We start from the raw sequence: 24,771 nt of genomic DNA, 5'->3' as shown, positions 1-24,771 counted from the left end.
GTCGTGCTGCGGGTCTGGGTCCCCTCCCCCCCACCCCCCCCCCCCCACCCACCCCCCCCCCCCCCCCCCCCCCCCCCCCCCCCCCCCCCCCCCCCCCCCCCCCCCCCCCCCCCCACTGTCATGTCCGCTCCACTTTCTCCTCCACTTTCCTCCCCGGTGGGGTGCCGAAGGGCAGCCGAGCCTTCCCCAACGCCCGAATTCGGGGGACTTTCGTGCCCGGGTGGGCGGCATGTCGGAAAGTGGACCATGGTGCGGCCCGCCCGGCCCTCCACTTCCACTCCACCGGCTCTGACGTGCGGATTCATCCGCGAATCGGGTTCGCGGAAGCTGTCATTCTGGTTGCGAGTGGAGGGAAGTGGAGTAGAGTGGAGCGCAGTGGCAGGGCCTGAGGAGGAGCTGAATCCGAGGGGATTTGCCGGCCCAGACGACAGGTGATCCGCACAGAGCTGGCTCTGCGGCGGCGCCCGGGGCAGGGGGGTTGGGCCGATGTTCCTCGGCACGCACACCCCGCGCCTGGACGACAAGGGCCGACTGATCCTTCCGGCGAAGTTCCGCGACGAGTTGGCGGGAGGTGTCGTGATCACCAAGGGGCAGGAGCGTTGCCTGTACGTCTTCCCGATGCCGGAGTTCCAGCGGATCGCCGACCAGCTGCGCGAACAGCCGGTCACCCACAAGGCCGCCCGGGCCTACAGCCGGGTGTTCTTCGCCAGTGCGCACGACGAGATCCCCGACAAGCAGGGCCGGGTCACCATCCCGGCGCATCTTCGGGAGTATGCGGCGCTGAACCGCGAGCTCGTGGTGATCGGCGCGAGCACGCGGGTGGAGATCTGGGACAAGCAGTCCTGGGAGCAGTACCTCTCGGCGAGCGAGGACGACTTCGCCGACATCGAAGAGGGGGTGCTGCCCGGCGGATTGTGAGGCGTGGCACCTGTGGGCCAGTGAAACGGCCCGGACGTCACTGCCGCCGTACTGCGAGATCTCCAGCCGCTCCCGCTCCTGGCGCCTCTTCCCCGGTGCCAGGCGTGTGTCCGGTCGGGCGCGCCCGATGGCAACGGGCACGAGCGGATGGGGATCTGGCGGTACGGACGGACGACCGGGTGGTGCCGGCACCGGGGATCGGTGCGGGTCGGACCGGGTGAGCGCGGAAAGAGCAGGCAATGGGGGTCAGGATGGGCGAGCTTCGCGGCACACACGTGCCGGTGCTGCTCGAGCGCTGCCTCGAGTTGCTCGCTCCGGCGCTCGCGTTGCCGGGTGCGGTGCACGTGGACTTCACCCTGGGCCTGGGCGGGCACGCCGAGGCCGTGCTGGAACGGCACCCGGACGTGGTCCTGATCGGACTCGACCGGGACACCGAGGCGCTCGCGCACTCCCGGCAGCGGCTGGCGCGGTTCGCGGACCGGACCCACTTCGTGCACGCGGTCTACGACGAGCTGCCGGCGGTGCTGGCCGACCTCGGCTACCAGCACTTCCACAGTGGCCTGTTCGACCTCGGTGTCTCGTCGCTCCAGCTGGACGAGCCGGACCGTGGGTTCGCCTACGCCCGGGACGCTCCGCTGGACATGCGGATGGACCAGTCGCGCGGGATCACCGCGGAGGAGGTCGTCAACGGCTACGAGCCCGGCGAGCTCGTCCGCATCCTGCGGGTGTACGGCGAGGAGAAGTTCGCCACCCGGGTCGTCTCGGCGATCGTCAAGGAGCGGGCGAAGGGCCGGATCGTCTCGTCGTCCCGCCTCGCGGACCTGGTCCGGGACGCCATCCCGGCCGCCGCGCGGCGAACGGGTGGAAATCCCGCGAAAAGAACGTTTCAGGCGCTACGTATTGAGGTAAATGCGGAACTCGCCGCGGTCGAGGCGGCGGTTCCCGCGGCATTGGACAGCTTGGCCCCGAAGGGGCGCCTTGTGGTGATGTCGTATCAATCGTTGGAGGACCGGATCGTCAAGCGCGCCTTCGCCGCGAGGGCGCGCAGCACCGGGCCGATCGACCTGCCGGTCGAACTGCCCGGAACGGGCCCTTCGGTGCGGCTCCTGACCCGCGGGTCGGAGCTGCCCAGCGCGGCGGAGGTGGCGGAGAACCCGCGGGCGGCTTCGGTGAAGCTGCGCGCGGTGGAACGGATCGACCAGCACGACCAGACGGCAGGGACCGCCCGCGAACGGTCCCGACTGTCTACAACGCACGGGGGACAAGGGCGGTTACGCCCGGGGGAACGCCAGGAGGGGGAGGGGCATTGAGCGAGCGCATGACCACTGCGCCGCGGTCGGGGGGCCGGACCACGGAGCAGGTTGGCAAGGGCCGGCGCACGCCGGCCGGCAAGACGACCGGTACGACCACGGGCGGAGGCGTCCGGGGGGCACGCCGCAACCCGACGGCCGGTACCAACCGGGACAGCGCTGTGCAGAACAGCGCCGTCCAGGGCGCCACCGCCCTCAAGCTCAACACCGAGCAGCAGCGTGACCCGATCACGACCCCGCGCCTGCGGGTGGCGCCGCCCGCGCCGATCAACGCTCCGCGCGCGCCGTTCATCGCGCTCGTGGTGGCGGTCGTCGTGGCCGGCGTGCTCGGCATCCTGCTGATCAACACCAAGACGGCGGAGAACTCGTTCCGGATCGACACGCTGCAGAAGCAGCAGGCCAAGCTGGACAGCCAGCAGCAGGAGCTGGAGAACGAGATCGCCGCCAACAACAGCCCGGGCAGCCTGGACGCCGCCGCCCGCCGGCTGGGCCTGGTCAAGGCCGACAACCCGGCGTACATCCGGCTGCCCGACGGCAAGGTCTTCGGGGTGCCGAAGCCGGGCAGCGGCGAGGTGGCCGTGACCGCGCAGGAAACCGCCACCTCGGCGACCGGGCGGTAACGCATGCCGCCCCGCGCCGACGGGACACCGCGCCGGGGCCAGGAGCCCCGGCGCGGCGCTTCTGCTGACCTGCCGCCGGCCGACAGCTCCGGGCGTGAGGACGACCGGGCCCGCGGTTTCGGCGGCATCGGCGACGCGCGGGCTTACACACCGCGCGGCCGGACCGTGCGCGAGGGAGACCAGCGCACCCGGTCGCCGCGTACGGGTCGCAACACCGATCCGTTCCGTCCCGCGCTGCAGGTCCTGGACGGCGGCCGGCCGGCCCGTGACCGGCGCCGCGAGGCCGAGGACGACCAGGAGCCGCCGTCGCACCCGGCCCGGGAAGAGCGGGGCCGGGAGAAGCAGGGCCGCGAGTCGCGGGCCCGCGCGAAGCAGGACCGCGAGACGCGCGACCGCGAGACGCAGGACCGTGAGACGGAAGGCCGCGGGACGCGGGACCGTGAGACGCAAGGCCGCGGGACGCGGGACCGTGAGACGCAAGGCCGCGGGACGCGGGACCGTGAGACGGAAGGCCGCGGGACGCGGGACCGTGAGACGCAAGGCCGCGGGACGCGCAGCCGCGAGTTGCCGGATCAGCGGGCGGAGAAGCTCACTCGCGAGCCGCGGGGGCGCGCCACTGAGGACCGTGCCGCCGACGCGCGGTCCGGCAGGCCTCGCGCCGCCGACGGTCGTGGTGCCCAGAGCCGGAGCACCCAGAGTCGTACGGCCCAGAGCCGTGCGGCCCAGGGCGGGGCCGCCCAGAGCAGGGCCGCTCAGAGCAGGGCCGCCCAGGACCGTTACGACGAGGACGAGTGGGACGAGGCGCCACGCCGGGGCGGCCGGGCCACTGCCGGTGCCACCCGGTCGCGTTCGACCGCCAATCCGCGGCGGGGCGCTGCTGGTGCCCGTACCGAAGCAAGTGCCCGGACCGGCCGCGAGCGCAAGGTCGCCGTCCCGCCCGGACCCCGGCGTGGGCCGGCCGGACGTCCGGCCCGGTCCTCGGCGCCGGCCCGGCCCGGCACCCGCCGGCCCGCACCGCTGATCCCCGCCGAGCCGCCGCGGCTCGCCAACGGCACCCGCCGGCTGCGGCTGGGCACCGTGCTCGCGCTCACCCTGTTCGTGGCGATCGGGGTACGGCTGGTCGTGCTGCAGGTCGGTGGTTCCACCGCGGCCGCGGAGAGCCTGCTCGAGCAGCGCCAGAAGCGCCTCACCGAGGTGGTGCTCCCGGCGCCGCGTGGCAGCATCCTGGACAGCTCCGGGGCGGTGCTCGCGCACAGCGTCGAGGCGCGGTACATCTACGCCGACCCCGAGATGATCAAGGATCCGGTGGTCGCGGCCGCCAAGCTCTCCCCGAAGCTGGGCATCCCGCCGTCCAAGCTGATCTCGCTCATGGCGAAGAAGAAGCGGCCCGGCGGCGGCCCGTCCCGCTTCGAGTACCTGGCCCGCGGGGTCGACATCGCGGTCGCCGACGAGATCGCCGCGATGAAGATCCCCGGCATCAGCTCCGACCGTGACGAACGCCGGGACATCCCGGGCGCCGACCTCGCGGCCAACCTGATCGGCTTCACCGGCGACGACCACACCGGGCTCGAGGGCCTCGAGGCCCGCTACGACGAGCTGCTGCGCGGCACCGACGGCAAGCGGGTGTTCGAGATCGGCCGCGGTGACCTGGCCAAGGAGATCCCGGGCGGCTACCACCGGCAGGACGACGCCTCGCCCGGCTCGTCGATCCAGCTGACCATCAACCGCGACCTGCAGTTCGAGGTGCAGCGGGTGCTGAGCCAGCAGGGTGAGAAGAGCAACGCGACCGTGGCCGCCGCCGTGGTGATGAACGCCAAGACCGGCGAGGTGCTGGCCCAGGCGAGCTACCCCGCCTACAACGCGGCCAAGCCCGGCGACTTCAAGCCCCGGGACCGGGAGGACGTGGCGACCAGCGTCATCGCCGACCCGGGCTCGACGCACAAGGCGTTCACCATCGGCGCGGCCCTGGAGGAGGGCGTCATCACCCGGGACTCGCTCATCACGGTGGGCCCGGGCCTCAAGCGCGGCGGCTACGACTTCGTGGACACCCACCGTCAGCCGTCCGGCACCCGGCTCACCATCCCGGGTGTGCTGGCGTACTCGTCCAACGTGGGCACGATCCGCATCGCCGACAAGCTCGGCAAGGCCAAGCTGTACGAGTATCAGCAGCGCTTCGGCCTCGGCCGGGCCACCAACGAGGGCATGCCGGGCGAGGCGACCGGCAAGCTGCTGGCCCCCGACGAGTGGAGCGGTTCGGCGTCCGGCTCGGTGCCGATCGGCATGAGCGTCGACGCCACCCTGATCCAGATGACCGCCGGGTACGGCGCCATCGCCAACGACGGCACCTACATCCAGCCGCACCTCATCAAGGCGACCATCTCCGGCAAGAACGGCTCGGTCGTCCCGGCCCCGGCGCCGGAGACCCACCGGGTGCTCAGCGCCGGCACGGCCCGGCAGCTGCGCGAGATGATGGAGTCGGTGGTCGACGCCGAGGGCGGCACGGGTGGCCTGGCCAAGGTCGACGGTTACCGGGTCGCGGGCAAGACCGGCACCGGCAAGATGCTGGTCGAGGGCCAGTACACCAAGCACAACGCCGGCTCGTTCATCGGCATGGCGCCGGCCGAGGACCCGCAGTTCGTCATCGGGGTCTTCGCCGACGTGCCCGACGGCACCGGCGGCGACGTGGCCGCTCCGGCGTTCAGCAAGATGATGTCCTCCGCGCTGCGCCACTACCGGGTGCCGCCGTCGGGTAACCCGGAGCCGACCTTCAAATTGAAGGGGTAGGCGTACCGATGGCGTTCGCAGCGGGATGCCGGCCACGGGGTAGGGTCTGACGCCGTGTCCGGCATTCCCCGTCCCCAGACAGTCCGGCCCTCTCGGCTGGCCGACCTCGCGGCGCTGATCAGCGCCGAGCTGGTCGGTCCCGATGCCGAGGTCAGCGGCGTCACGCACGCCAGCGGCGAGGTGCAGCCGGGTGACCTCTACGCCGCGTTGCCCGGTGCCCGCCGGCACGGCGCCGAGTTCTGCGGTGCCGCCGCGGAGGCCGGTGCGGTCGCCGTGCTCACCGACCCGGCCGGCCGCGACGCCGCGGTCGCCGCCGGGCTGCCGGTGCTCGTCGTGGCCGACCCCCGGGCCGTCCTCGGGGCCGCCGCGTCGCGGATCTACGGCGACCCGACCGAGCGGCTCACCGTCATCGGGCTGACCGGCACCGCCGGCAAGACCTCGACGGCGTACCTGGTCGAGTCGGGGCTGCGGGCCGCCGGGCTGACCACCGGGCTGATCGGCACCGTCGAGACCCGCCTCGGCGACCTGGTCGTGCAGAGCGTGCGCACCACCCCCGAGGCCACCGACCTGCACGCGATCCTCGCCGCCGCCCTGGAGCGCGGGGTCACCGCCGTGGTCATGGAGGTGTCCAGCCACGCGCTGGCCATGGGCCGGGTCGGCGGGGTCCGCTTCACCGTCGGCGGCTACACCAACTTCGGCCTGGACCACCTCGACTTCCACGCCGACGCCGACGACTACTTCGCGGCGAAGGCGAAGTTGTTCGACGGCCGGTGCCGCTTCGAGGTGCTCAACGCGGACGAGCCGGCCCTGCTGCCGCTGCGCAAGCCGGCCACCATCACGTACTCCGCCGCCGGGGACACCGCGGCCACCTGGTCGGCGAGCGACATCGCCGGCGACGCGTTCGGGCAGCGCTTCACCGCGCACGGGCCGGCCGGGGCGGTGCGCGCGGGTGTGGCGCTGCCGGGCCGGCACAACGTGGCCAACGCGCTGCTGGCGCTCTCCTGCCTGGTCGCGGCCGGCATCGACGCGCAGGTCGCCGCCGACGGCATCGCCGCCTGCCCGGGCGTGCCGGGCCGGCTGGAACGGGTCGACTCGCCCGGCGACGTGTTCGGCGTGGTCGACTACGCCCACAAGCCCGACGCGATCGTGGCCGCGCTGGCCGCGCTGCGGGAGCTCGCGACGGCCCGCGGCGGGCACCTGGTCTGCGTGATCGGCGCCGGTGGCGACCGGGACCGCGGCAAACGCCCGCTGATGGGTGCGGCCGCGGCCCGCGGCGCCGACCTGGTCGTCGTCACCGACGACAACCCGCGCACCGAGGACCCGGCCGGGGTCCGTGCCGCGGTCCGCCAGGGCGCCGAGCAGGCCGGTGCGGCTGCGAAGATCATCGAGGTGGCCGGCCGCCGGGCCGCGATCGACGAGGCGGTACGCCTGGCCGGTCCCGGCGACGTGGTGGCCGTCCTGGGCAAGGGACACGAGCGAGGCCAGGAGGTGAACGGCGAGGTGCTGCCGTTCGACGACCGGATCGAGCTGGCCGCGGCGCTGGCCGTACGCGCGGGCGGTGCCGCTTGATCCGGATGACCCTGGACGAGATCGTCGAGATCACCACCGGCCACCTCGTCAACGCCGATCCGGCCGCCACCGTCACCGCGGCGGTCGAGTACGACACCCGGGCGTTGCAGCCCGGTGGCCTCTTCGTCGCCTTCGCGGGTGAACGGGTGGACGGTCACGACTTCGCCGCCGCGGCCGTCGCCGCCGGTGCCGTGGGCGTGCTCGGCACCCGTGACACCGGGCAGCCGGGGATCATCGTCGACGACCCGCTGCGGGCGCTGGCCGCGCTGGCCACGGTGGCCGTACGGCGGTTGCCCGAGCTGACGATCGTCGGGCTCACCGGCTCGTCGGGCAAGACGACGACCAAGGACTACATCGGGCAGCTGCTGGCCCGTCTCGGCCCGACCGTGGCGCCCGCCGGTTCGCTCAACAACGAGCTCGGCTTCCCGTACACGGTGCTCAAGGCGGACCCGGCGACCCGGTTCCTGGTGCTGGAGATGGGCGCCCGGGGCATCGGGCACATCCGCTACCTGACCGACATGGCCCGGCCCCGGATCGGTGCGGTGCTCAACGTGGGCGCCGCGCACATCGGCGAGTTCGGTTCCGTCGAGGGCACCGCGCGGGCCAAGGGTGAGCTGGTCGAGGCGCTCGGCGAGGACGGTGTCGCGGTGCTCAACGCCGACGACCCGCTGGTCGCTGCGATGGCCTCGCGCACGGCGGCCCGGGTCGTGTTCGTGGGCGAGTCCGGGACGGCCACCGTACGGGCGGTGGATGTGACGCTGGACGAGCGCGGGCGGGCGGCGTACACGCTGGTCACTCCCGCCGGGTCGGCGCCGGTGCAGCTGGCCGTGACCGGCCGCCACCAGGTCGGCAACACCCTCGCCGCCGCGGCCGTCGCGCTGGAGGCCGGGATGGCGCCGGCCGCCGTGGCCGCCGCGCTGGGTGAGGTCGGCATCGTCTCCGGCCGCCGGATGGACGTCTTCGACACCCCGGATGGCGTGACAGTCATCGACGACTCGTACAACGCCAACCCGTCGTCGACCGCCGCGGCGCTGCGGGCTCTCGCCGCGCTCGGGGAGGGCCGGCGCACCACAGCTGTGCTCGGTTACATGGCCGAGCTCGGTCAGTTCGAGACTTCGGGACACGAGGAGGTCGGCCGGCTCGCCGCCGAGCTGGGAGTCGACAGGGTGATAGCGGTCGCGGACAATGCCGCCCCGATCCTCGACGGCGCGGCAACGGTGCCCGCCTGGAAGGGCGAGGCGGTGCTCGCGGCCGACCAGGCGGCGGCCGTCGCGGTGCTGCGGGGCGACCTGCGGCCGGGCGACGTCGTGCTGGTCAAGGGATCGCGGTACCGGACGTGGGAGGTGGCCGACGCGCTGCGCGCGGATCCGGCCACGCAGGAGGTAAGCCCGTGAGGGCAGTCATCGTCGCGGCCGCGGTCGCGTTCATCATCTCACTCTTCGGCACTCCGCTGGCCATCCGCGTGTTCACCGCGCTGAAGGCCGGCCAGCCGATCCGGGCCGTCGGCCCGGCCAGCCACCAGGGCAAGAAGGGCACCCCCACGATGGGCGGGGTGGCGTTCATCTTCGCCACCGTGCTGGCCTACGTGGCCGGGCACATCGCCCTGACCACGCTGCCGTCGGAGCAGATCGCCCAGGTCCAGCCGACGATGACGGCGCTGGTCCTGCTCGGGCTGTTCGTCTTCTGCGGCGCCGTCGGCTTCCTCGACGACTTCATCAAGGTCCGCCGGCGCAACTCCGCCGGCCTCAGCGCCAAGGGCAAGCTGCTCGGCCAGCTGCTGGTCGGTGGCGGCCTGGGCGTCGCGGCGCTGTACGTGCCCAGCACCAACGGCCAGACGGTGGCGAGCGAGCACATCTCGTTCATCCGCGACATCAGCTTCCTCGACGTCGGCAAGGTCGGCTCCGTGCTGGTCTTCGTCTTCGTCATCATGTCGATGTCCAACGGCGTCAACCTCACCGACGGCCTGGACGGGCTGGCCACCGGCGCGTCGATCCTGGTGCTGGGGGCGTACGGGCTGATCGGGTTCTGGCAGTACCGGCACTGGTGCGGTGACGACACGTACGTGGCCAACCCGGCGAACTACTGCTACGAGGTCCGCGACCCGTTGGAGGTCGCGTTGATCGCGGCCGCGGCGGCCGGGGCCTGTGTCGGCTTCCTGTGGTGGAACACGTCGCCGGCCCGGATCTTCATGGGCGACACCGGCGCGCTGGGCCTCGGCGGCCTGATCGGCGGTCTCGCGATGGCGACCCGGACGACGCTGCTGTCGATCATCATCGGTGGCCTGTTCGTCATCATCACGATGTCCGTGGTCATCCAGATCATCTCGTTCAAGACCACCGGCAAGCGGGTCTTCCGGATGTCGCCGCTGCAGCACCACTTCGAGCTGGCCGGCTGGAGCGAGGTCAACATCGTGGTCCGGTTCTGGATCGTGGCCGGCATCTGCGTGGCCATCGGTCTGGGCCTGTTCTACAGCGACTTCCTCGCGGTGATGGGATAGATCTCTCGCGACACGCCAGCTTCGCATCCCGGGGCTGGCGTGTCGCGCCACCATGATGGTCACCATGGGCGAGGACAAGGTAGACACCCGGCCCGCGGTCACCGTGTCGCCGGCGGCGACCGTGCAGCCCGCCGCGCCCGCCGCCCGGCCCCGGTCGCTCAGCCAGCAGCTGCTGCCCGCGGTGCACGGCATGCTGGCCCGGCCGCTGTCGTCGTACTACCTGCTGCTCGCCAGCTCCGGTCTGCTGCTGCTGATCGGCCTGACCATGGTCTTCTCCGCGACCAGCGTCAAGGCGTACGCCGAGGACGGCAGTGCGTTCTCCGCCATCCGCAACCAGCTGATCTTCGCCGTGCTGGGCCTGGTCGGCTTCTGGGTCTGCCAGCGGCTGCCCGCGAGCACCCTGCGCTTCCTCGGCAAGTACGTGCTCGGCGCGGCCATCGTGCTGCTGGTCCTGCTGGACCTGCTGATGGCGATGCGCTCGGTCGGCATGATCGAGGCGGATCCGCAGACCGGCATCGTCGCCCTGGGCCCGCTGAAGGCCAAGTTGCTGTGGCTCTACATCGGCCCGATCGGCATCCAGCCGTCCGAGATCGCCAAGATCGGCGTGGTGCTCTGGGGCGCCGACATCATCGCCCGCAAGGGCGCGGCGCTGGGCCACTGGCGCGAGCTGGCGATGCCGCTGTTCCCACTGGTCGGCCTGCTGTTCGTGCTGGTCGGCTACAACGACCTGGGCACCATGCTGGTGCTGCTCTCGCTGGTGATCGGGCTGCTGTGGGCCGCCGGGGTCCGGATGCGGGTCTTCGCCGCCCTCGGGGTGCTCGGCCTGTCCGGCATCGGCCTGCTGATCGCCGCGGCGTCGCGCGGGGCCGGCTCCGGCGCGGTCGGCGAGGAGAACTACCGGCTGGCCCGGATCACCGTGCTGTTCAAGCCGCTCGAGGACTGCCACTCCGACTTCTGCTACCAGATGGTGCAGGGCCGCTCGGCGATCTACGAGGGCGGCTGGTTCGGCGTCGGGCTGGGCAAGGGCGCCCTGAAGTGGAACTGGCTGCCCGCGGCCGACAACGACTTCATCTACGCCGTCGTGGCCGAGGAGCTCGGGGTGGTCGGCTGTGCCGTCATCCTGGCGCTGTTCGCGGTGCTGGCGTACACCGGCTTCCGGATCGCGCGCCGGGTCGACGACCCGTTCCGCCGGCTGGCCGCCACCGGCATCACCACCTGGCTGGTGGCCCAGGCCGTGATCAACATCGGTGGGGTGGTGGGCCTGCTGCCGATCACCGGGCTGCCGCTGCCGTTCATCTCCACCGGTGGCAGCGCCCTGGTCGTGACGCTGGCCGCGATCGGCATCCTTGCCTCCTTCGCCCGCGCCGAGCCGGACGCCGCCCGGGCCCTGCACGCCCGTCCGCCCGCCCGATGGGTACGGCTACTCTGGGCCCCGCTGCCGCCGCTCCCCCCGCCGCGGCGGCCGGCCAAGCCGCGCCCGCCCGCCCGGTGATCGGGCATCCGGGCACCAGATCCGGCGGGGGAGAACTGGAGACCGTGATGGGTCTGCTGCGGTCTGTCGTGCTCGCCGGGGGAGGCACCGGCGGTCACATCTACCCGCTGCTCGCCTTCGCCGACGCCCTGCGCCGCCACTTCCCCGAGGTGCGGATCACGACGCTGGGCAGCCCGAAGGGCATGGAGAACGAGCTGATCCCGCCGGCCGGCTACGACCTGCGGGTCATCCCGGCGTTCCAGCTGCCCCGCGCGCTCAACCTGAACCTGCTGCGCACCCCGGACCGGATGTACAAGTCGGCGCACGCGGCCGGTCAGATCCTCGACGAGGTGCAGGCGGACGTGGTGGTCGGCTTCGGCGGTTACGTGTCGGTGCCGGCGTACCTGGCGGCCTGGCGGCGCGAACTGCCCATCGTCATCCACGAGGTGAACGTGCCGCCGGGGGTGGCCAACCGGATGGGCATGAAGTTCACCAAGAACATCGCGGTGGGCTTCCCGACCCAGCCGCAGCAGGCCGAGTCGCTGCGCGACGCCCGGGTCGTCGGCGTGCCGCTGCGCACGTCCATCACCCGGATGGACCGGCACGCGCTGCGCCCGCAGGCCCTGGCCCACTTCGGGCTGCGCCCCGACCTGCCGGTGCTGTTCGTCTCCGGTGGCTCGTCCGGCGCCCGCACGATCAACCTGGCGGTGGCCGGCGCGGCCAAGAAGCTGGCCCACGCGGGCATCCAGGTGCTGCACGTGCAGGGCGGGCGCAACGACCCGTTCGAGATCCCCAGCGATCTGCCGGTGCCGTACGTGGTGGTGCCGTACCTGTCCGACATGAACCTGGGCTACGCCGCCGCCGACCTGATGCTGTGCCGGGGCGGCGCGATCACCGTCGCCGAGACCACCGCGATCGGCATGCCGGCGATCTACGTGCCGTACCCGTTCAGCAACCAGGAGCAGAAGCGCAACGCCCTGCCCGTGGTCGAGGCCGGCGGCGGTCTGCTGGTGGACAACGCCGAGCTGACCCCGGAGTGGGTCGAGCGTACGGTCATCCCGCTCGCCCGGGACCCGCGGCGCCTCGCCACAATGGGTGCCGCGGCGGGCGGCTACGGCCGCCGCGACGGCGACGAGGCCCTGCTCGACTTCGTGTGCGAGGCAGTGGCCCGCCGATGAGCCGTTCTACAACTAGGGGAGTGGTCCTGTGAACACGGCGGAACTGACGCCGGCCGGCGAGTTGACCGCCGAGCAGCTGGGCACCGTCCACCTCATCGGCATCGGTGGCGTGGGTATGGGCGGCCTGGCCCGGCTGCTGCTGACCCGGGGTGTCCCGGTCTCCGGCAGCGAGCTGCGGGAGTGGCCGGCCCTGGCCGCGCTGCGCGCGCTCGGCGGCACGGTGCACATGGCGCACGAGGCGTCCAACCTCGACGGTGTCGACACGGTCGTCTACTCGACGGCGATCCCGCAGGACCACGTCGAGATCGTCGAGGCGCGCCGGCGCGGGCTGCGGGTGCTGCACCGGTCCGAGGCGCTGGCCGCTGCCATGACCGGGCGCCGCACGATCGCGGTGGCCGGCACCCACGGCAAGACCACCACCACGTCGATCATGACGGTGATCCTGCAGCACGCCGGCGAGGACCCGTCGTTCGTGATCGGCGGCGAGATCTCCGCGGCCGGCTCCAACGGCCACCACGGCTCCGGCAGCTACTTCGTGGCCGAGGCCGACGAGAGCGACAAGTCGTTCCTGATCTACCGGCCGCACGTCGCCATCATCACCAACATCGAGGGCGACCACCTCAACAACTGGGGTGACCTGGCCGGGCTCAAGGCGGGCTTCCTGGAGTTCGCCGAGCTGACCGACGCGGACGGCTTCGTGGTCACCTGCGCCGACGACGAGGGCGTGCAGGAGCTGATCGGCGCGCTGCGGGCCGCCGGCCGCACGGTCTACACGTACGGCGAGTCGGAGGGCGCCGACCTGCGGATCACTGACGTGGTCTCCTCCGTGCAGGGCGTGCGTTACCAGGCCACGCTGGACGGCAAGCCGCTCGGCGAGATCACGCTGGCGCTGCCCGGCCGGCACATGGGCCTCAACGGCGCCGCGGCGGTGCTGACCGCGATGCGGCTGGGCATCCCGCTGCAGAAGATCACCGAGGCGCTCAGCTCCTTCCCCGGGGTGCGGCGGCGTTTCGAGCGCAAGGGCACGGTCGCCGGGGTGCGCGTCTACGACGAGTACGCGTACCACCCGACCTCGGTCAAGGCGGCTCTGCGGACGCTGCGCGAGGTGGCCGGGGACGGGCGGCTCGTGGTGGTGTTCCAGCCGTACCGGGTCTACCGCACCCGTGACCTGCAGACCGAGCTGGCCGAGGGGCTGGCCCTGGCCGACGAGGTGATCGTCATGGAGGTCTTCGGGCCCGGCGAGCAGCGCGGTCCCGGTGAGGGCGGCGTCGCGCTGACCGCGGCCGTCGACCTGCCGGCGGAGCACAAGGTCTTCGTGCCGTCGTGGGAGGACGTGCCCGCCGAGGTGCTGCGGCGCAGCCGGCCCGGCGACGTCGTGGTCACCATGGGCGCGCCGCCGATCTCGATGATGGGTGACGAGTTGCTGGCCGCCCTGGCCGAGGCCTGACCGGACCGGGAGAACGCATGAGCGACGGCGGGGGCGGGCGCAGCTGGCGGTTGGTGCGGGCGGACACGGATGCCGTGCCGACCTCGGTCCGGCGGTTCATGGCCCGCGCCCGGCGGCGCAAGCTGCGCGCGGCGCTGCCCTGGGCGGTCACGGCGGGCGTGCTGCTGGTCGTGGGGGCGGTCGCCTGGATCGTGTACGGCACGTCGGTGCTGGGCGTGCGCCAGGTCGAAGTGGTCGGCACCGATTCGCTCACGCCGCTGCAGGTCAAGGAGGCTGCCGCCGTACGGATGAAGCAGCCCCTGGCCGGCGTCGACCTGGACCGGATCCGGGGCCGGGTGGAGGGATTGCCCGCGGTTGACCGCGCCGTGGTCTCCCGCAGCTGGCCCGGGACCGTCGTGATCGAGGTCGTGGAGCGCACGCCCGTCGCCGCCGTGGCGGCGGGCAAGAATTTCACCCTGATCGACGGTGAGGGCGTCGCCTACCGCACGGTCTCGCGGCGCCCGCCCGGCCTGCCGCTGGCGCAGCTCACCGCGCCCGGCCCGGACGACATCAACACCCGGTCGGCGCTCACCGTGCTGTCGTCGCTGACCGCCGAGCTGCGCGAGCAGGTCGTCTCGATCTCCGTCCTGGCCCCCGCGCAGGTACGGCTGGGGTTGCGCAAGGACCGCGAGGTCTTCTGGGGTGACGAGACGCAGAGCGAGCGGAAGGCTCAGGTGGCGACCGTGCTGCTCGAGCGCAAGGGCGACACGATCGACGTGAGCGCCCCGGACGTGGTGACCATCCGCTAACCGGACAAAGATGGCCGAACGGCGCATTCCGTCCAAGGTTACGGCTGAGTCGGATACTCGCCACGTAAGCGGACGCCGACACGCCGCGTCGGTCCTTGGTTGTCGCCTGTCCGCCGCTTACGTTGCCCCGAGAGGTTCGAGTAGTTGACATAACACTAAGCCTCTAGTAGAGGGTGAGGGTTTCCTCGCCCTCCCTTGTACGGCGCGGGTATCGATGGCGGTTCTTGGCCGGACCGCTGGGGCCCTCGACACCCACAACCCTGAAGGGAAGGCTGAGCCCGATGACACCTCCGCACAACTACCTTGCGGTCATCAAGGTCGTCGGCATCGGCGGCGGCGGCGTCAACGCCGTGAACCGCATGATCGAGGTTGGGCTCAAGGGAGTCGAATTCATCGCGATCAACACCGATGCGCAGGCGCTGCTGATGAGCGACGCCGACGTCAAGCTCGACGTGGGCCGCGAACTCACCCGCGGCCTCGGCGCCGGCGCGCAGCCGGACGTCGGCAAGAACGCCGCCGAGGACCACCGCGACGAGATCGAGGAAGTCCTCAAGGGCGCCGACATGGTCTTCGTGACCTGCGGCGAGGGCGGCGGCACGGGCACCGGGGGCGCGCCCGTGGTCGCCAACATCGCCCGCAAGCTGGGCGCCCTGACCATCGGCGTGGTGACCCGGCCGTTCTCGTTCGAGGGCAAGCGCCGCCAGGTGCAGGCCGAGGCGGGCATCGACGAGCTGCGCAACCAGTGCGACACCCTCATCGTGATCCCGAACGACCGGCTGCTCGCCCTGGGCGACCGCGGCATCAGCATGATGGACGCCTTCCGCCAGGCCGACCAGGTGCTGCTCTCCGGCGTGCAGGGCATCACCGACCTGATCACCACCCCGGGCCTGATCAACCTCGACTTCGCCGACGTGAAGAGCGTGATGAGCGGCGCAGGCAGCGCGCTCATGGGCATCGGCAGCGCGCGCGGCGACAACCGCGCCGTCGAGGCGGCCGAGAAGGCCATCTCCAGCCCGCTGCTGGAGCAGAGCATGGACGGTGCGCGCGGCGTGCTGCTCTCCATCGCCGGCGGTTCCGACCTCGGCCTGTTCGAGATCAACGACGCGGCCCAGCTGGTCACGGACGCGGCCCACCCGGACGCCAACATCATCTTCGGTGCGGTCATCGACGACGCGCTGGGCGACGAGGTCCGGGTCACGGTCATCGCCGCGGGCTTCGACGGGGGCACGCCCTCGTACAAGCCGGCTGAGACCGGCCGCAAGGTGGTCCAGCAGGCGTCGGCACCGCCCGCGGTCGCGCCGTCCTCGCCGGTGCCGGTGACGCCGCCGGCGCCGCCCGCCGCGACCACCCCGCCGCCGCGCCGGGTGCTCTTCGACGACGTGGACGTGCCGGACTTCCTGAAGAACGGCTCCTGAGGGTTTGCCGACGGAGGCGCGCCGCGACGAGCTGGCGGCCTCGCTGGACGAGGTACGCCGGCGGATCGGGCGTGCCTGCACGGCGGCCGGCCGCGACCCCGGGTCGGTGACCCTGGTCGCGGTGACCAAGACGTACCCGGCGAGCGACGTCGAGTTGCTCGCCGGGCTCGGCGTCACCGACGTCGGGGAGAACAAAGATCAGGAAGCGGCGGCCAAGGCGGCGGCCGTGACGGCCGCACTGCGCTGGCATTTCGTCGGTCAGCTGCAGCGCAACAAAGCCAAGTCGGTGGTCACCTACGCCGACGTCGTGGAATCGGTGGACTCGACGCGCCTGGCCGGGGCGCTGGCCACGGCCGCGGCCCGGCTCCGCGAACGCCCGCTGGACGTGCTGGTGCAGGTCAGCATCGACGGGGATCCCGCCCGCGGCGGGGCCGTGGCGGACGGCAGCGATCCCGATCGCGACCTGTGGCGGGTGGCGGCGGCGGTCGAGGCGGCCGAGGGTCTGCGGCTGGGCGGCGTGATGGCGGTGGCGCCGCGCGGCTGGGAGCCGTCCCGGGCCTTCGAGGAACTGGCCGGCCTGGCGGCCCGGCTGCGGTCGGAACATCCGGACGCGACAGACATCTCGGCCGGCATGAGCGGCGACCTCGAGCAGGCGGTCCGGCACGGCGCGACACACGTACGGATCGGCACTTCTTTGCTCGGGATGCGAAACACGCTGCGGTAGCCTTGCGGCGGGCAGCAAACTACATACGTGTTGTTTACGCGCGACGTGCCTCGGCCGACGCGCCCGGACGACGCAGCGTCGCAGCGGGCCGCGGTCATGTTTACCGAACGCGGGATCCGTGCAAGGGGGGACGCGGCACGCCGAGGGGGCGCGGGCCGCACAGCGGACGGAGGTGGGGGCATGGACGAGCGGTTCGGCGCCGAGCAGGGGCTGGTGATGTCATGAGCGCTTTGCGAAAGGCCGGCGTGTGGCTCGGCCTCGTGGAAGAGGACGACCAGTACGACGACCGCTACCGCGACGGAGGCGGCTACCGCGAGCGTGAGCGCGACCGGGACCGCGACTCCGGTTACCGCTACGCCGACGAGTTCGCCGACGAAGAGGACGACGTCGAGGAGGCACCCGCGCTGCCGCGGGCCCGCCAGGAGCGCAGCGGCCGCCTGGAGCGCGCCGCCGCCCGCCTCGACCTCGACCGGGACGACCACGACCGGCCGGAACGGCAGGAGCGCGCCAGCGTGCGCTCGATCACCCGGCCGCCGGCGCCGGTCGCCGAGCCGACGGGCTACTCCACCCGCGACAACCTCGCGCTCGCCCCGCAGACCCAGGTGCACCAGCGGGTCGTCGAGGAAGACCAGCGCTACCAGATCACCACGCTGCACCCGACCACGTACCGCGAGGCGCGCACCATCGGCGAGCACTTCCGCGACGGCGTACCGGTCATCATCAATCTCACCGAGATGGATGAAGGGGACGCCCGCCGGCTGGTCGACTTCGCCGCCGGGCTGGCTTTCGGTCTGCGCGGTACGATCGAGCGCGTGACCAACCGGGTTTTCCTGCTCTCACCGGCCAACGTCCAGGTCACGGCAGAGGACAAGGCCAAGATCGCTGAGGGCGGTTTCTTCAACCAGAGTTGACCCTAACGAGGGACCCGCCTGACGTGCTGTCGATCGTGTTTCAGATCATCTATCTGCTGCTCTATGTGTTTTTCCTGACCCTGCTCGCCCGGTTCGTCCTGGGTGCGGTGCTGCAGTACGGGCGTCGGTGGCAGCCGGGCCGAGGGGCGTCGGCGGCATTGGAATCGGTGTGGAGCGTCACTGATCCACCCCTCAAGGCGTTGAGGCGTGTGATCCCACCGCTTCGAATTGGTACCGTGAGTTTGGACCTGGCGTCCCTGGTCCTGCTGGTTATCCTGTTCGTGCTTTTGAACTTCGTGTTAGCGCGTCTGATCATCGCGTTCGCGTGACAGCGTCCGCCTGATCGACTGCGCCCCACGCGGCCGCAACTGACCCGAGGAGTTTCGATGCCGCTGACCCCGGCGGACGTGCACAACGTCGCCTTCAAGAAACCCCCTATCGGCAAGCGGGGGTACGACGAGGAGGAGGTCGACGCCTTCCTGGACGAGGTCGAGCGCGAACTCGCCCGTCTGATCGAGGAGAACAACGAGCTGCGCGCCCAGGTGGAGCGCGGCGGTCGGGGTGGCGCACCAGCCGGCCCGAGCGCCGACCCGCGGATGGCGGCGGAGCTCAACGAGATGAAGGCCCAGCTCGACCGGGTGCAGCGCGACAAGTCTGCCGCTGAGCAGGCTGCCCGGCAGATGCAGGCCGAGCTGGAGCAGGTCCGGGCCCAGGGCCCGGTCGGCGCCGGTGCCGGAGCCCCCACGGGCGCCGACGGCGAGCAGCAGGCGCTGCGCGTGCTGATGATGGCCCAGCGTACGGCCGACGACCACGTGTCCGACGCCCGCCGCGAGGCCGACAAGCTTCTCTCCGACGCCCGGTCCAAGGCGGAGGAGGTCACCCGCGAGGCCCGCGCCAAGGCGGACGCCCTGGAGCGCGACGCGCGCCAGCGGCACCAGGAGGCCATGGGCGGCCTGGACGCCAAGCGGTCGGCGCTGCAGAAGCACATCGAGGAGCTCAAGCAGTTCGAGCGGGAGTACCGCACGCGGCTGAAGGCGTACCTCGAGAGCCAGCTGCGCGACCTCGACGGTCGTGGCCAGGGCCTCGAAGCCGAGATGACCCGCGCCGACGCCAACCGTTCGGTCGGCGGCTCCGGTGGCCTCGCGGCCGCGGGCCTCGCCGGCTCGTACGGCGGCAGCCGCGCCAACTCCATCGAGACCGGCCGCTGAGCCCTCGGCTTGCGGAACGGTTGCACAGCGGCGGGGATGAGCCATGATCGTTGTTAGTCTGCTGCTCATCCTCGTCGCCGTCACGCTGCTCGTGCTCGGCCTCGTGGGCGGGTCGAGTTCCCTGCTGATCAGCTCCATCGTCGCCAGCCTGCTGGCCGCGGTGGCCCTGGTCATCGGCGCCCGCCAGGCCTCGGCCGCCCGGCGCGCGGCGGCAGCCCCGGCCGGCGATGCCGTGCGTGCGGCCCGCCGCTCGGAGCCGGACCCCGCCTTCGTGCCCGACGCTCCCTTTGCGGCCGACGCCTCCTTTGCGGCCGACGCTGCCTATGCGGCCGGCCGGCAGGACGCGGAGGAACACCTGCCGGGGCCGGACGCGACCCAGCGGGTGCAACCGGATGCCGACCTCTACGACTACGACGACGCTGCGGCCGGCCGGCCTTCCTCGGGTCAGACGGCCGGCCCGGCGCCGACGGAACCAGCACCGGACCCGACCGATTACGAGCATGCTGCAACTTTGATCGGCGGCGCTCGTGCGGGCGACGCTCGCGCGGACGACCAGTCTCCGGGCGAATTCGACGAGCCCGACCCGGACGATCCGGACGACGAGCCCCTGCCCCAGTCGGTCCGCCCGGCGGACGCGGTGCGGGTGGCCGGCCTGGACGCTGAGGTTCTGGTGGTCGACGGCCGGCCCCGGTACCACCTGGCGGACTGTTCGCACCTGGTGGGGCGGTTGACTGAGGGGCTGCCTGTTGCTGAGGCGGTTGAGCTCGGGTTCAGCCCTTGTGGGCTCTGCCGGCCGGTTGATCGGCTGGTCGCTGCGGCTGCCCGCCGCTGACCCTCCCTTTCGCCGCGGCTGGGTGGCATCAAAGTCGTCTGGCCCCGCTGCCCGCCGTTACTGTTCCTCTGCGTTGGCGGACTGCGTCGGGTGCTCGCCGGTCTGGTGGCGCGTGACCGGACACCTGCGCTCCGCGCCGCTCGCTGCCGAGCGAGCCCCCTCTACCCTCCCAGGTTGTGCTCCAGCCAGGCCCGCGCTGCGGGTGGGCCTGCGCCTGCGCTGAGCCGCGTCTGCGCCTGCGCCGAGCTGGTCGCGGCACCGGCGAGGAGTTTGCGACTTGGGGCGGCTCTGCTTCGGGACCTTGGTAAAAATTGGCCGCTACAGGGGCCAATTTTCACCAAGATCTACTGCCGCAGCAGGTCCCTGCCGCGGAAGGCCGAGTTCAGCCCGCCGAGGTCGGGGGGCCGCGCTGCCGCAGGCCCTGACCGCCGAGGCTAGATCCCCGAGGGGCGCGTCCAGCCCATCAAGGTCGGACCTCTGCGCGCTGGAGTTGGGCCCTTGCCCGCCGAGGACGAGTGAGCCCGCGGAGGGTCGGACACTGCGTGCCGGGGGCTGCGTCCGTGCCCGTTGAGTACGAGTTCAGCCCGCCGACGTTGGACACCACCCGTCGAGGCTGCGTCCCGCCCCGCCCCGGCAGGATCCCCACCCGTTGACGCCAGGTCCCGCCTGTGAGGGTGGGCTCTTGTCCGCTGAGACCGGTTCCCCTGGCGTCGGGTCTCCTTGCGCGGGGTCCGGGCGGCGTGGAACACGCCATCGGGTCCCGACTTGCTCGTTGTCGGCGGTTCGACATCGAGGAACGCCGATTGCTGGCGGGGAGGGGCGAGGCCGGGCTGGCGGAACGTCTGATTTGGTGGGGTGTCGATGATCGGCACAATGGGGCATGGCCAAGCGGCGCGTCCCCTCACCCGATCCGGCCACCCCTCGACCCGGCGCGACCACGCCGCAAGCCGGTCAGAGCGGCGGTGACGAGCGGCGGTCCGTCGTGGTACGGGTGCGCCCCGGCGCTGGGCGTACCCGGGTCGGTGGGCGTTATGAAGGGCCGCACGGGCCCGCGCTGATCGTCGCCGTCGGGGCGCCGGCGGTTGATGGGAAGGCCACCGATGCCGTTCGGCGGGCGCTTGCCGCTGCGCTCGGGGTCAACGCCCGGGATGTCGTGCTCAAGGTCGGCGCCACCAGCCGGGACAAAGTCTTTACCGTGGCCGCGGACGTCGGGGAGCGGTTCGCCGCCCTGCGTGACGGCAGCGCATGACCGGCGGGCTCGACCTTGCGTTGCTTGTCGGCGCTGCCGTGCTGCTTGTCGCCGTCGGTGCTGTTCGGCTCTCCACCCGGCTCGGACTGCCCAGTCTGCTGGTCTACCTGCTGATCGGTGTGGTCATCGGGGAGGCCGGGTTCGGCATCCGGTTCGATGATGCCGAGCTCACCCGTACCCTCGGTTTCTGCGCCCTGATCATGATCATCGCCGAGGGTGGGCTGACCGCCCGCTGGAGCACGTTGCGGCCGGTTCTGGGGTTGTCGGCCACCCTGGCCACCCTCGGGGTGGCCGTGAGTATCGCGGTGGTCGGCGTCGTCGTGCATTTTGTGCTCGACGTGGACTGGCGTCTCGCGCTGCTCTACGGCGCGGTGCTCTCGTCCACCGACGCGGCCGCGGTCTTCGCCACCCTGCGGGTGTTGCGGCTGCCACCGCGGCTGGTCGCCACGCTCGAGGCCGAGTCCGGCATGAACGACGCCCCGGTGGTCCTGCTGGTCGTCCTGCTGTCGGCCACTGCCGGGATGACTCACCCCTGGTGGTACGAGCTCCTCATCGTCATCTACGAGCTCGCGGCCGGCGCCGCGATCGGGCTGGCCGTGGGGGCGACCGGGCGCTGGTTGCTGCGCAATGCCGCGCTGCCGTCGGCGGGTCTCTATCCGATCGCGGCGGTCGCGCTCACCTTCCTGGCGTACGCGGCCGGCGCCGTCGCCCACGCCTCCGGTTTCCTCGCCGTCTACGTGGCCGGGGTGATTCTCGGCAATGCCCGGTTGCCGCACCGCCAGGCCATTCTCGGGTTCGCCGACGCGCTGGCCTGGGTCGCCCAGATCGGCCTGTTCGTGCTGCTCGGGCTGCTCGCCTCGCCGGCCCGGCTGGGTGCGGCGCTGGTGCCCGCACTGGTTGTCGGGTTCGCGCTCGTGCTGCTGGCCCGGCCGCTGTCGGTCTGGATCTCGGCGCTGGTCAGCCGCAGTTTCCGGGAGCTGGGCCGGTCCGGGCGGACCTTCCTGTCCTGGGCCGGGTTGCGCGGGGCGGTGCCGATCGTGCTGGCCACCATCCCGCTGTCCAGTGCGACGCCCGGCGCCGAGACGCTCTTCGACGTGGTGTTCGTGCTGGTGATCATCTTCACGCTGGTGCAGGCCGGCACGCTGGCGCCGGTCGCCCGGCTGCTGCGCATCACCGCGCCCACCGAGGCCATCGAGATCCAGGTCGAGACCGCGCCGCTGGAGCAGATGCATGCCGACCTGTTGCAGCTCGACGTGGCGCCGGGTTCGCGGCTGGCCGGGGTGCACATCGACGAGTTGCGGCTGCCGGTCGGTGCGGTGGTGACGCTGGTGGTGCGGGAGGGGGCGGGCTTCGTCCCGGGGCCGGACACCCGGCTGCGGACCGGCGACGGCCTGCTGATCGTCACCACGGCGGCGGCGCGGGACCTGGCCGAGCGCCGGCTGCGGGCGGTGAGCCGGCGGGGGCGGCTGGCCCGCTGGTTCGGTGAGGACGGCCGCGACCGATCTTGAGCGCGGGGTTGTGGCCGGTTTCGGGTGGTGTCGGCGTTTGGTCTTGTCTGGCGATTCGGCTGCGCCGATTCGGGCGTTGTGGGCGGCGAATCCAGCGGAAGCGGCAGTGCGTACGAGGTGGGTGTGCTCGTCGGGTATCCGACGAGGGTGTTCGGGGCATTCGTCCCGGTTACCTGGTCACCGGGCCGGTGCGCCGTGTTGTCGCTGCTCTTCACGTTCCGTATCCTTGCCACCCTCCGGAGTGCGCGGCGATCCATGGCCGCGCCGTTTGTGCACGTGGGGGCGGTGCACGGGTCGCGTGGGGGCGCGGCCGGGGCACCGATACGGGACGGGTGGCCGACCACGTCCCGATGACCGCTGGAAGACCGCCGATTCGCCGCGTGCAGCGCGGCTCAGGGGAGCGACGATGGCCAAGGCAACCGACACCAGGTCCGCGTCGACCGCGAAGGCCGCGCCCGCCAAGGCGCGCAGCGCGGCGGAGACCGAGAAGATCCGCGTCGCGCTCGTGGAGCGCCGCGACGAGCTGCAGGCCGAGTACGACCAGACGCTCAGCGAGATCACCGAGCTGCAGCGGGACCGGCTCACCGACTCCGCCGGCGACGACGAGGGTGACCGGGGCACCAAGACCGGGGAGCGTGAGCAGGAGATCACTCTGGCCAACAATCTCCTCGACCGGATCACACAGGTGGAACGCGCCATCGACCGGCTCGGGACGGGCAACTACGGTTGGTGCGAGCGATGCGGCAACGCCATCCCCGTCGAGCGGCTGGCGGCGTTCCCGGTCGCGACCCTCTGTGTGTCCTGTAAGCAGTTGGAGGAACGACGCTGAACGCCGACGAGGCTGCGGGTGGCACCACGGCGACCGCGTCCGGGCCCGGGGTTGCCTCGGGTTTCGCGCGCCGCGCCGTGGCGGTGCTCGCCATCACCGCCCTGCTCGCCGTCGTGCTCGACCAGGTCGTCAAGGAGCTCTCCACCAAGGGGCTGACCGAGGGCGAGCCGGTCCGGATCCTGGGCGGACTGGTCTATCTGTCGCTGCTGCGCAACAGCGGGGCCGCGTTCAGTCTCGGCAGTGGTTACACCTGGGTGTTTCCGCTGGTCACGATCGTGGTGATCGGCTGGATCACCGTCATGGTGCGCAAGCTGCGCTCGGTGCCGTGGGCGATCGCCCTCGGGCTGGTGCTCGGCGGCGCGCTGGGCAACCTGGGCGACCGGCTGTTCCGGGCGCCCGGGCCGTTCCAGGGTCACGTCGTCGACATGATCAGCCTGTTCGGGCCGTACGGGGAACATTTCGCGGTCTTCAACATCGCCGACAGCTGCCTGTCCGTCGGCGTCGTCCTCGCCGTGCTGCTGGAGCTCACCGGGCGCCAGCGTGACGGCAGCAGGGCCACCTCCAGGAAAGCCGAGACCGCATGACCTCCCGTTCCCTGCCCGTACCGGACGGTCTGGACGGCATGCGTCTCGACCAGGCCGTGTCGCGCATCTTCGGCCTGTCCCGCACCGCCGCCGCGACCCTGGTCGAGTCCGGTGACGCGCTCGTCGACGGCATCCCGCGGCCGAAGTCCGACAAGGTCTCGGCCGGTTCGTGGCTCGAGGTCACGCTGCCGCCGCCGGTGACCGCGCCGACGCTGGAAGCCACCCCGGTGCACGGCATGAAGATCATCTACAGCGACGACGACATCGTCGTGGTGGACAAGCCGGTCGGGGTCGCCGCGCACCCGAGCCCGGGCTGGACCGGCCCGACGGTCATCGGCGGGCTCGCCGCGATGGGCCAGAACGTCGCGACCAGCGGCGCGGCCGAGCGCCAGGGCGTCGTGCACCGCCTCGACGTCGGCACCACCGGGCTCATGGTGGTGGCCAAGAGCGAGCTGGCCTACAGCGCGCTGAAGCGGGCCTTCAAGGAGCGCGAGGTCGACAAGCGCTACCACGCGGTCGTGCAGGGCCATCTGGACCCGCTGCGCGGCACGATCGACGCGCCGATCGACCGGCACCCCACCGCCGACTACCGGTACGCGGTGATGAACGGCGGCAAGCCCAGCGTCACCCACTACGACACGCTCGAGGCGTTCCGCTCGGCCAGCCTGGTCGACGTCAAGCTGGAGACCGGCCGGACCCACCAGATCCGCGTGCACTTCTCCGCGATGCGGCACCCGTGCGTCGGCGACGTCACGTACGGCGCCGATCCGACCCTGTCCGCGCGGCTCAAGCTGGGCCGGCAGTGGCTGCACGCCCGCGAGCTCGGCTTCCTCCACCCCCGTACGCAGGACGAGGTCCGTTTCGTCAGCGACTACCCTGACGACCTGGGGTACGCGCTGGACGTGCTCCGCGACGCGAGCTGACGACCG

At 72.0% G+C, this 24,771-nt stretch carries 22 protein-coding genes and 1 pseudogene; all 23 read left to right on the top strand.

Annotated elements, in window-relative coordinates; genetic code table 11:
- The first annotated feature begins 486 nt into the window (after positions 1-486).
- The 23 genes and pseudogenes from mraZ to ACZ6S4_RS04085 all read left to right on the top strand — a co-directional run bounded on the left by mraZ (position 487) and on the right by ACZ6S4_RS04085 (position 24,765).
- The gene (gene mraZ / locus ACZ6S4_RS04195) at positions 487-918 is read left to right on the top strand and encodes a division/cell wall cluster transcriptional repressor MraZ (protein ID WP_212993900.1); all 432 of its coding nucleotides are present in this window, start codon (positions 487-489) and stop codon (positions 916-918) included.
- A 251-nt stretch (positions 919-1,169) separates the two neighbouring features.
- Complete coding sequence (gene rsmH, locus ACZ6S4_RS04190) at positions 1,170-2,228, top strand: 16S rRNA (cytosine(1402)-N(4))-methyltransferase RsmH (RefSeq protein ID WP_465473502.1); 1,059 nt, start codon at positions 1,170-1,172, stop codon at positions 2,226-2,228.
- An 8-nt stretch (positions 2,229-2,236) separates the two neighbouring features.
- A complete protein-coding gene (gene ftsL / locus ACZ6S4_RS04185) occupies positions 2,237-2,848 on the top strand; it encodes a cell division protein FtsL (RefSeq protein ID WP_433726672.1) in 612 nt (203 codons plus the stop codon).
- 564 nt (positions 2,849-3,412) lie between these two features.
- Entirely contained in the window at positions 3,413-5,632 is a 2,220-nt protein-coding gene (locus tag ACZ6S4_RS04180; RefSeq protein WP_465473501.1) for a peptidoglycan D,D-transpeptidase FtsI family protein, read from the top strand.
- Positions 5,633-5,686: 54 nt separating this feature from the next.
- Complete coding sequence (locus ACZ6S4_RS04175; RefSeq protein ID WP_465473451.1) at positions 5,687-7,201, top strand: UDP-N-acetylmuramoyl-L-alanyl-D-glutamate--2,6-diaminopimelate ligase; 1,515 nt, start codon at positions 5,687-5,689, stop codon at positions 7,199-7,201.
- A complete protein-coding gene (locus ACZ6S4_RS04170) occupies positions 7,198-8,595 on the top strand; it encodes a UDP-N-acetylmuramoyl-tripeptide--D-alanyl-D-alanine ligase (RefSeq protein WP_465473450.1) in 1,398 nt (465 codons plus the stop codon). Before ACZ6S4_RS04175 ends, ACZ6S4_RS04170 begins: the two co-directional genes overlap by 4 nt.
- The gene (gene mraY, locus ACZ6S4_RS04165; protein WP_360548009.1) at positions 8,592-9,698 is read left to right on the top strand and encodes a phospho-N-acetylmuramoyl-pentapeptide-transferase; all 1,107 of its coding nucleotides are present in this window, start codon (positions 8,592-8,594) and stop codon (positions 9,696-9,698) included. Before ACZ6S4_RS04170 ends, mraY begins: the two co-directional genes overlap by 4 nt.
- A gap of 64 nt (positions 9,699-9,762) precedes the next feature.
- Positions 9,763-11,190: an FtsW/RodA/SpoVE family cell cycle protein gene (locus tag ACZ6S4_RS04160; RefSeq protein ID WP_465473449.1), complete on the top strand. Its 1,428-nt coding sequence runs from the start codon at positions 9,763-9,765 to the stop codon at positions 11,188-11,190.
- 47 nt (positions 11,191-11,237) lie between these two features.
- The gene (gene murG / locus ACZ6S4_RS04155; RefSeq protein WP_465473448.1) at positions 11,238-12,347 is read left to right on the top strand and encodes an undecaprenyldiphospho-muramoylpentapeptide beta-N-acetylglucosaminyltransferase; all 1,110 of its coding nucleotides are present in this window, start codon (positions 11,238-11,240) and stop codon (positions 12,345-12,347) included.
- A 28-nt stretch (positions 12,348-12,375) separates the two neighbouring features.
- Positions 12,376-13,794 (top strand): UDP-N-acetylmuramate--L-alanine ligase, encoded by a 1,419-nt coding sequence (gene murC, locus ACZ6S4_RS04150; protein ID WP_465473447.1) that lies wholly within the window; start codon positions 12,376-12,378, stop codon positions 13,792-13,794.
- A gap of 17 nt (positions 13,795-13,811) precedes the next feature.
- Complete coding sequence (locus tag ACZ6S4_RS04145; RefSeq protein ID WP_465473446.1) at positions 13,812-14,582, top strand: cell division protein FtsQ/DivIB; 771 nt, start codon at positions 13,812-13,814, stop codon at positions 14,580-14,582.
- Between the two features lie 281 nt (positions 14,583-14,863).
- Positions 14,864-15,997, top strand: a complete 1,134-nt coding sequence (gene ftsZ, locus ACZ6S4_RS04140; protein ID WP_433726687.1) for a cell division protein FtsZ — start codon at positions 14,864-14,866, stop codon at positions 15,995-15,997.
- A gap of 4 nt (positions 15,998-16,001) precedes the next feature.
- On the top strand, positions 16,002-16,721 hold the full coding sequence (locus tag ACZ6S4_RS04135; RefSeq protein ID WP_465473445.1) for a YggS family pyridoxal phosphate-dependent enzyme: 720 nt from the start codon (positions 16,002-16,004) through the stop codon (positions 16,719-16,721).
- Positions 16,722-16,942: 221 nt separating this feature from the next.
- Positions 16,943-17,632, top strand: coding sequence for a cell division protein SepF (locus ACZ6S4_RS04130; protein WP_433726689.1), 690 nt, complete (start codon positions 16,943-16,945; stop codon positions 17,630-17,632).
- Positions 17,633-17,655: 23 nt separating this feature from the next.
- The gene (locus ACZ6S4_RS04125; protein WP_203762600.1) at positions 17,656-17,961 is read left to right on the top strand and encodes a YggT family protein; all 306 of its coding nucleotides are present in this window, start codon (positions 17,656-17,658) and stop codon (positions 17,959-17,961) included.
- A gap of 57 nt (positions 17,962-18,018) precedes the next feature.
- A complete protein-coding gene (locus ACZ6S4_RS04120; RefSeq protein WP_212993913.1) occupies positions 18,019-18,840 on the top strand; it encodes a DivIVA domain-containing protein in 822 nt (273 codons plus the stop codon).
- Between the two features lie 43 nt (positions 18,841-18,883).
- Positions 18,884-19,072, top strand: a pseudogene (locus ACZ6S4_RS04115) (hypothetical protein); the annotation flags it as partial.
- On the top strand, positions 19,073-19,672 hold the full coding sequence (locus tag ACZ6S4_RS04110) for a hypothetical protein (protein ID WP_465473500.1): 600 nt from the start codon (positions 19,073-19,075) through the stop codon (positions 19,670-19,672).
- Between the two features lie 880 nt (positions 19,673-20,552).
- Entirely contained in the window at positions 20,553-20,921 is a 369-nt protein-coding gene (locus tag ACZ6S4_RS04105) for a DUF167 domain-containing protein (RefSeq protein ID WP_465473444.1), read from the top strand.
- Positions 20,918-22,429, top strand: coding sequence for a potassium/proton antiporter (locus ACZ6S4_RS04100; RefSeq protein ID WP_465473443.1), 1,512 nt, complete (start codon positions 20,918-20,920; stop codon positions 22,427-22,429). The genes ACZ6S4_RS04105 and ACZ6S4_RS04100 overlap by 4 nt, the downstream gene beginning before the upstream one ends.
- Positions 22,430-22,835: 406 nt before the next feature.
- Entirely contained in the window at positions 22,836-23,258 is a 423-nt protein-coding gene (locus ACZ6S4_RS04095; RefSeq protein WP_360547991.1) for a TraR/DksA family transcriptional regulator, read from the top strand.
- A complete protein-coding gene (gene lspA / locus ACZ6S4_RS04090) occupies positions 23,255-23,842 on the top strand; it encodes a signal peptidase II (RefSeq protein ID WP_465473499.1) in 588 nt (195 codons plus the stop codon). Before ACZ6S4_RS04095 ends, lspA begins: the two co-directional genes overlap by 4 nt.
- The gene (locus ACZ6S4_RS04085; RefSeq protein ID WP_360547987.1) at positions 23,839-24,765 is read left to right on the top strand and encodes an RluA family pseudouridine synthase; all 927 of its coding nucleotides are present in this window, start codon (positions 23,839-23,841) and stop codon (positions 24,763-24,765) included. Before lspA ends, ACZ6S4_RS04085 begins: the two co-directional genes overlap by 4 nt.
- The last annotated feature ends 6 nt before the right edge of the window (positions 24,766-24,771 follow it).

Source organism: Actinoplanes sp. NPDC051405 (assembly GCF_055586185.1).
The sequence above is the reverse complement of the archived record's forward strand: the minus strand, read 5'-3'. Positions and strand labels throughout refer to the sequence as shown.

Excerpts from the sequence above, each read along its gene's own strand:
- ACZ6S4_RS04160 (WP_465473449.1), top strand. The coding sequence starts at position 9,763 with ATGGGCGAGGACAAGGTAGACACCCGGCCCGCGGTCACCGTGTCGCCG.
- ACZ6S4_RS04145 (WP_465473446.1), top strand. The coding sequence starts at position 13,812 with ATGAGCGACGGCGGGGGCGGGCGCAGCTGGCGGTTGGTGCGGGCGGAC.
- rsmH (WP_465473502.1), top strand. The coding sequence starts at position 1,170 with ATGGGCGAGCTTCGCGGCACACACGTGCCGGTGCTGCTCGAGCGCTGC.
- ACZ6S4_RS04095 (WP_360547991.1), top strand. The coding sequence starts at position 22,836 with ATGGCCAAGGCAACCGACACCAGGTCCGCGTCGACCGCGAAGGCCGCG.
- ftsZ (WP_433726687.1), top strand. The coding sequence starts at position 14,864 with ATGACACCTCCGCACAACTACCTTGCGGTCATCAAGGTCGTCGGCATC.
- ACZ6S4_RS04100 (WP_465473443.1), top strand. The coding sequence starts at position 20,918 with ATGACCGGCGGGCTCGACCTTGCGTTGCTTGTCGGCGCTGCCGTGCTG.
- ftsL (WP_433726672.1), top strand. The coding sequence starts at position 2,237 with ATGACCACTGCGCCGCGGTCGGGGGGCCGGACCACGGAGCAGGTTGGC.
- murG (WP_465473448.1), top strand. The coding sequence starts at position 11,238 with ATGGGTCTGCTGCGGTCTGTCGTGCTCGCCGGGGGAGGCACCGGCGGT.
- ACZ6S4_RS04130 (WP_433726689.1), top strand. The coding sequence starts at position 16,943 with ATGAGCGCTTTGCGAAAGGCCGGCGTGTGGCTCGGCCTCGTGGAAGAG.
- ACZ6S4_RS04085 (WP_360547987.1), top strand. The coding sequence starts at position 23,839 with ATGACCTCCCGTTCCCTGCCCGTACCGGACGGTCTGGACGGCATGCGT.
- ACZ6S4_RS04120 (WP_212993913.1), top strand. The coding sequence starts at position 18,019 with ATGCCGCTGACCCCGGCGGACGTGCACAACGTCGCCTTCAAGAAACCC.
- ACZ6S4_RS04105 (WP_465473444.1), top strand. The coding sequence starts at position 20,553 with ATGGCCAAGCGGCGCGTCCCCTCACCCGATCCGGCCACCCCTCGACCC.
- mraZ (WP_212993900.1), top strand. The coding sequence starts at position 487 with ATGTTCCTCGGCACGCACACCCCGCGCCTGGACGACAAGGGCCGACTG.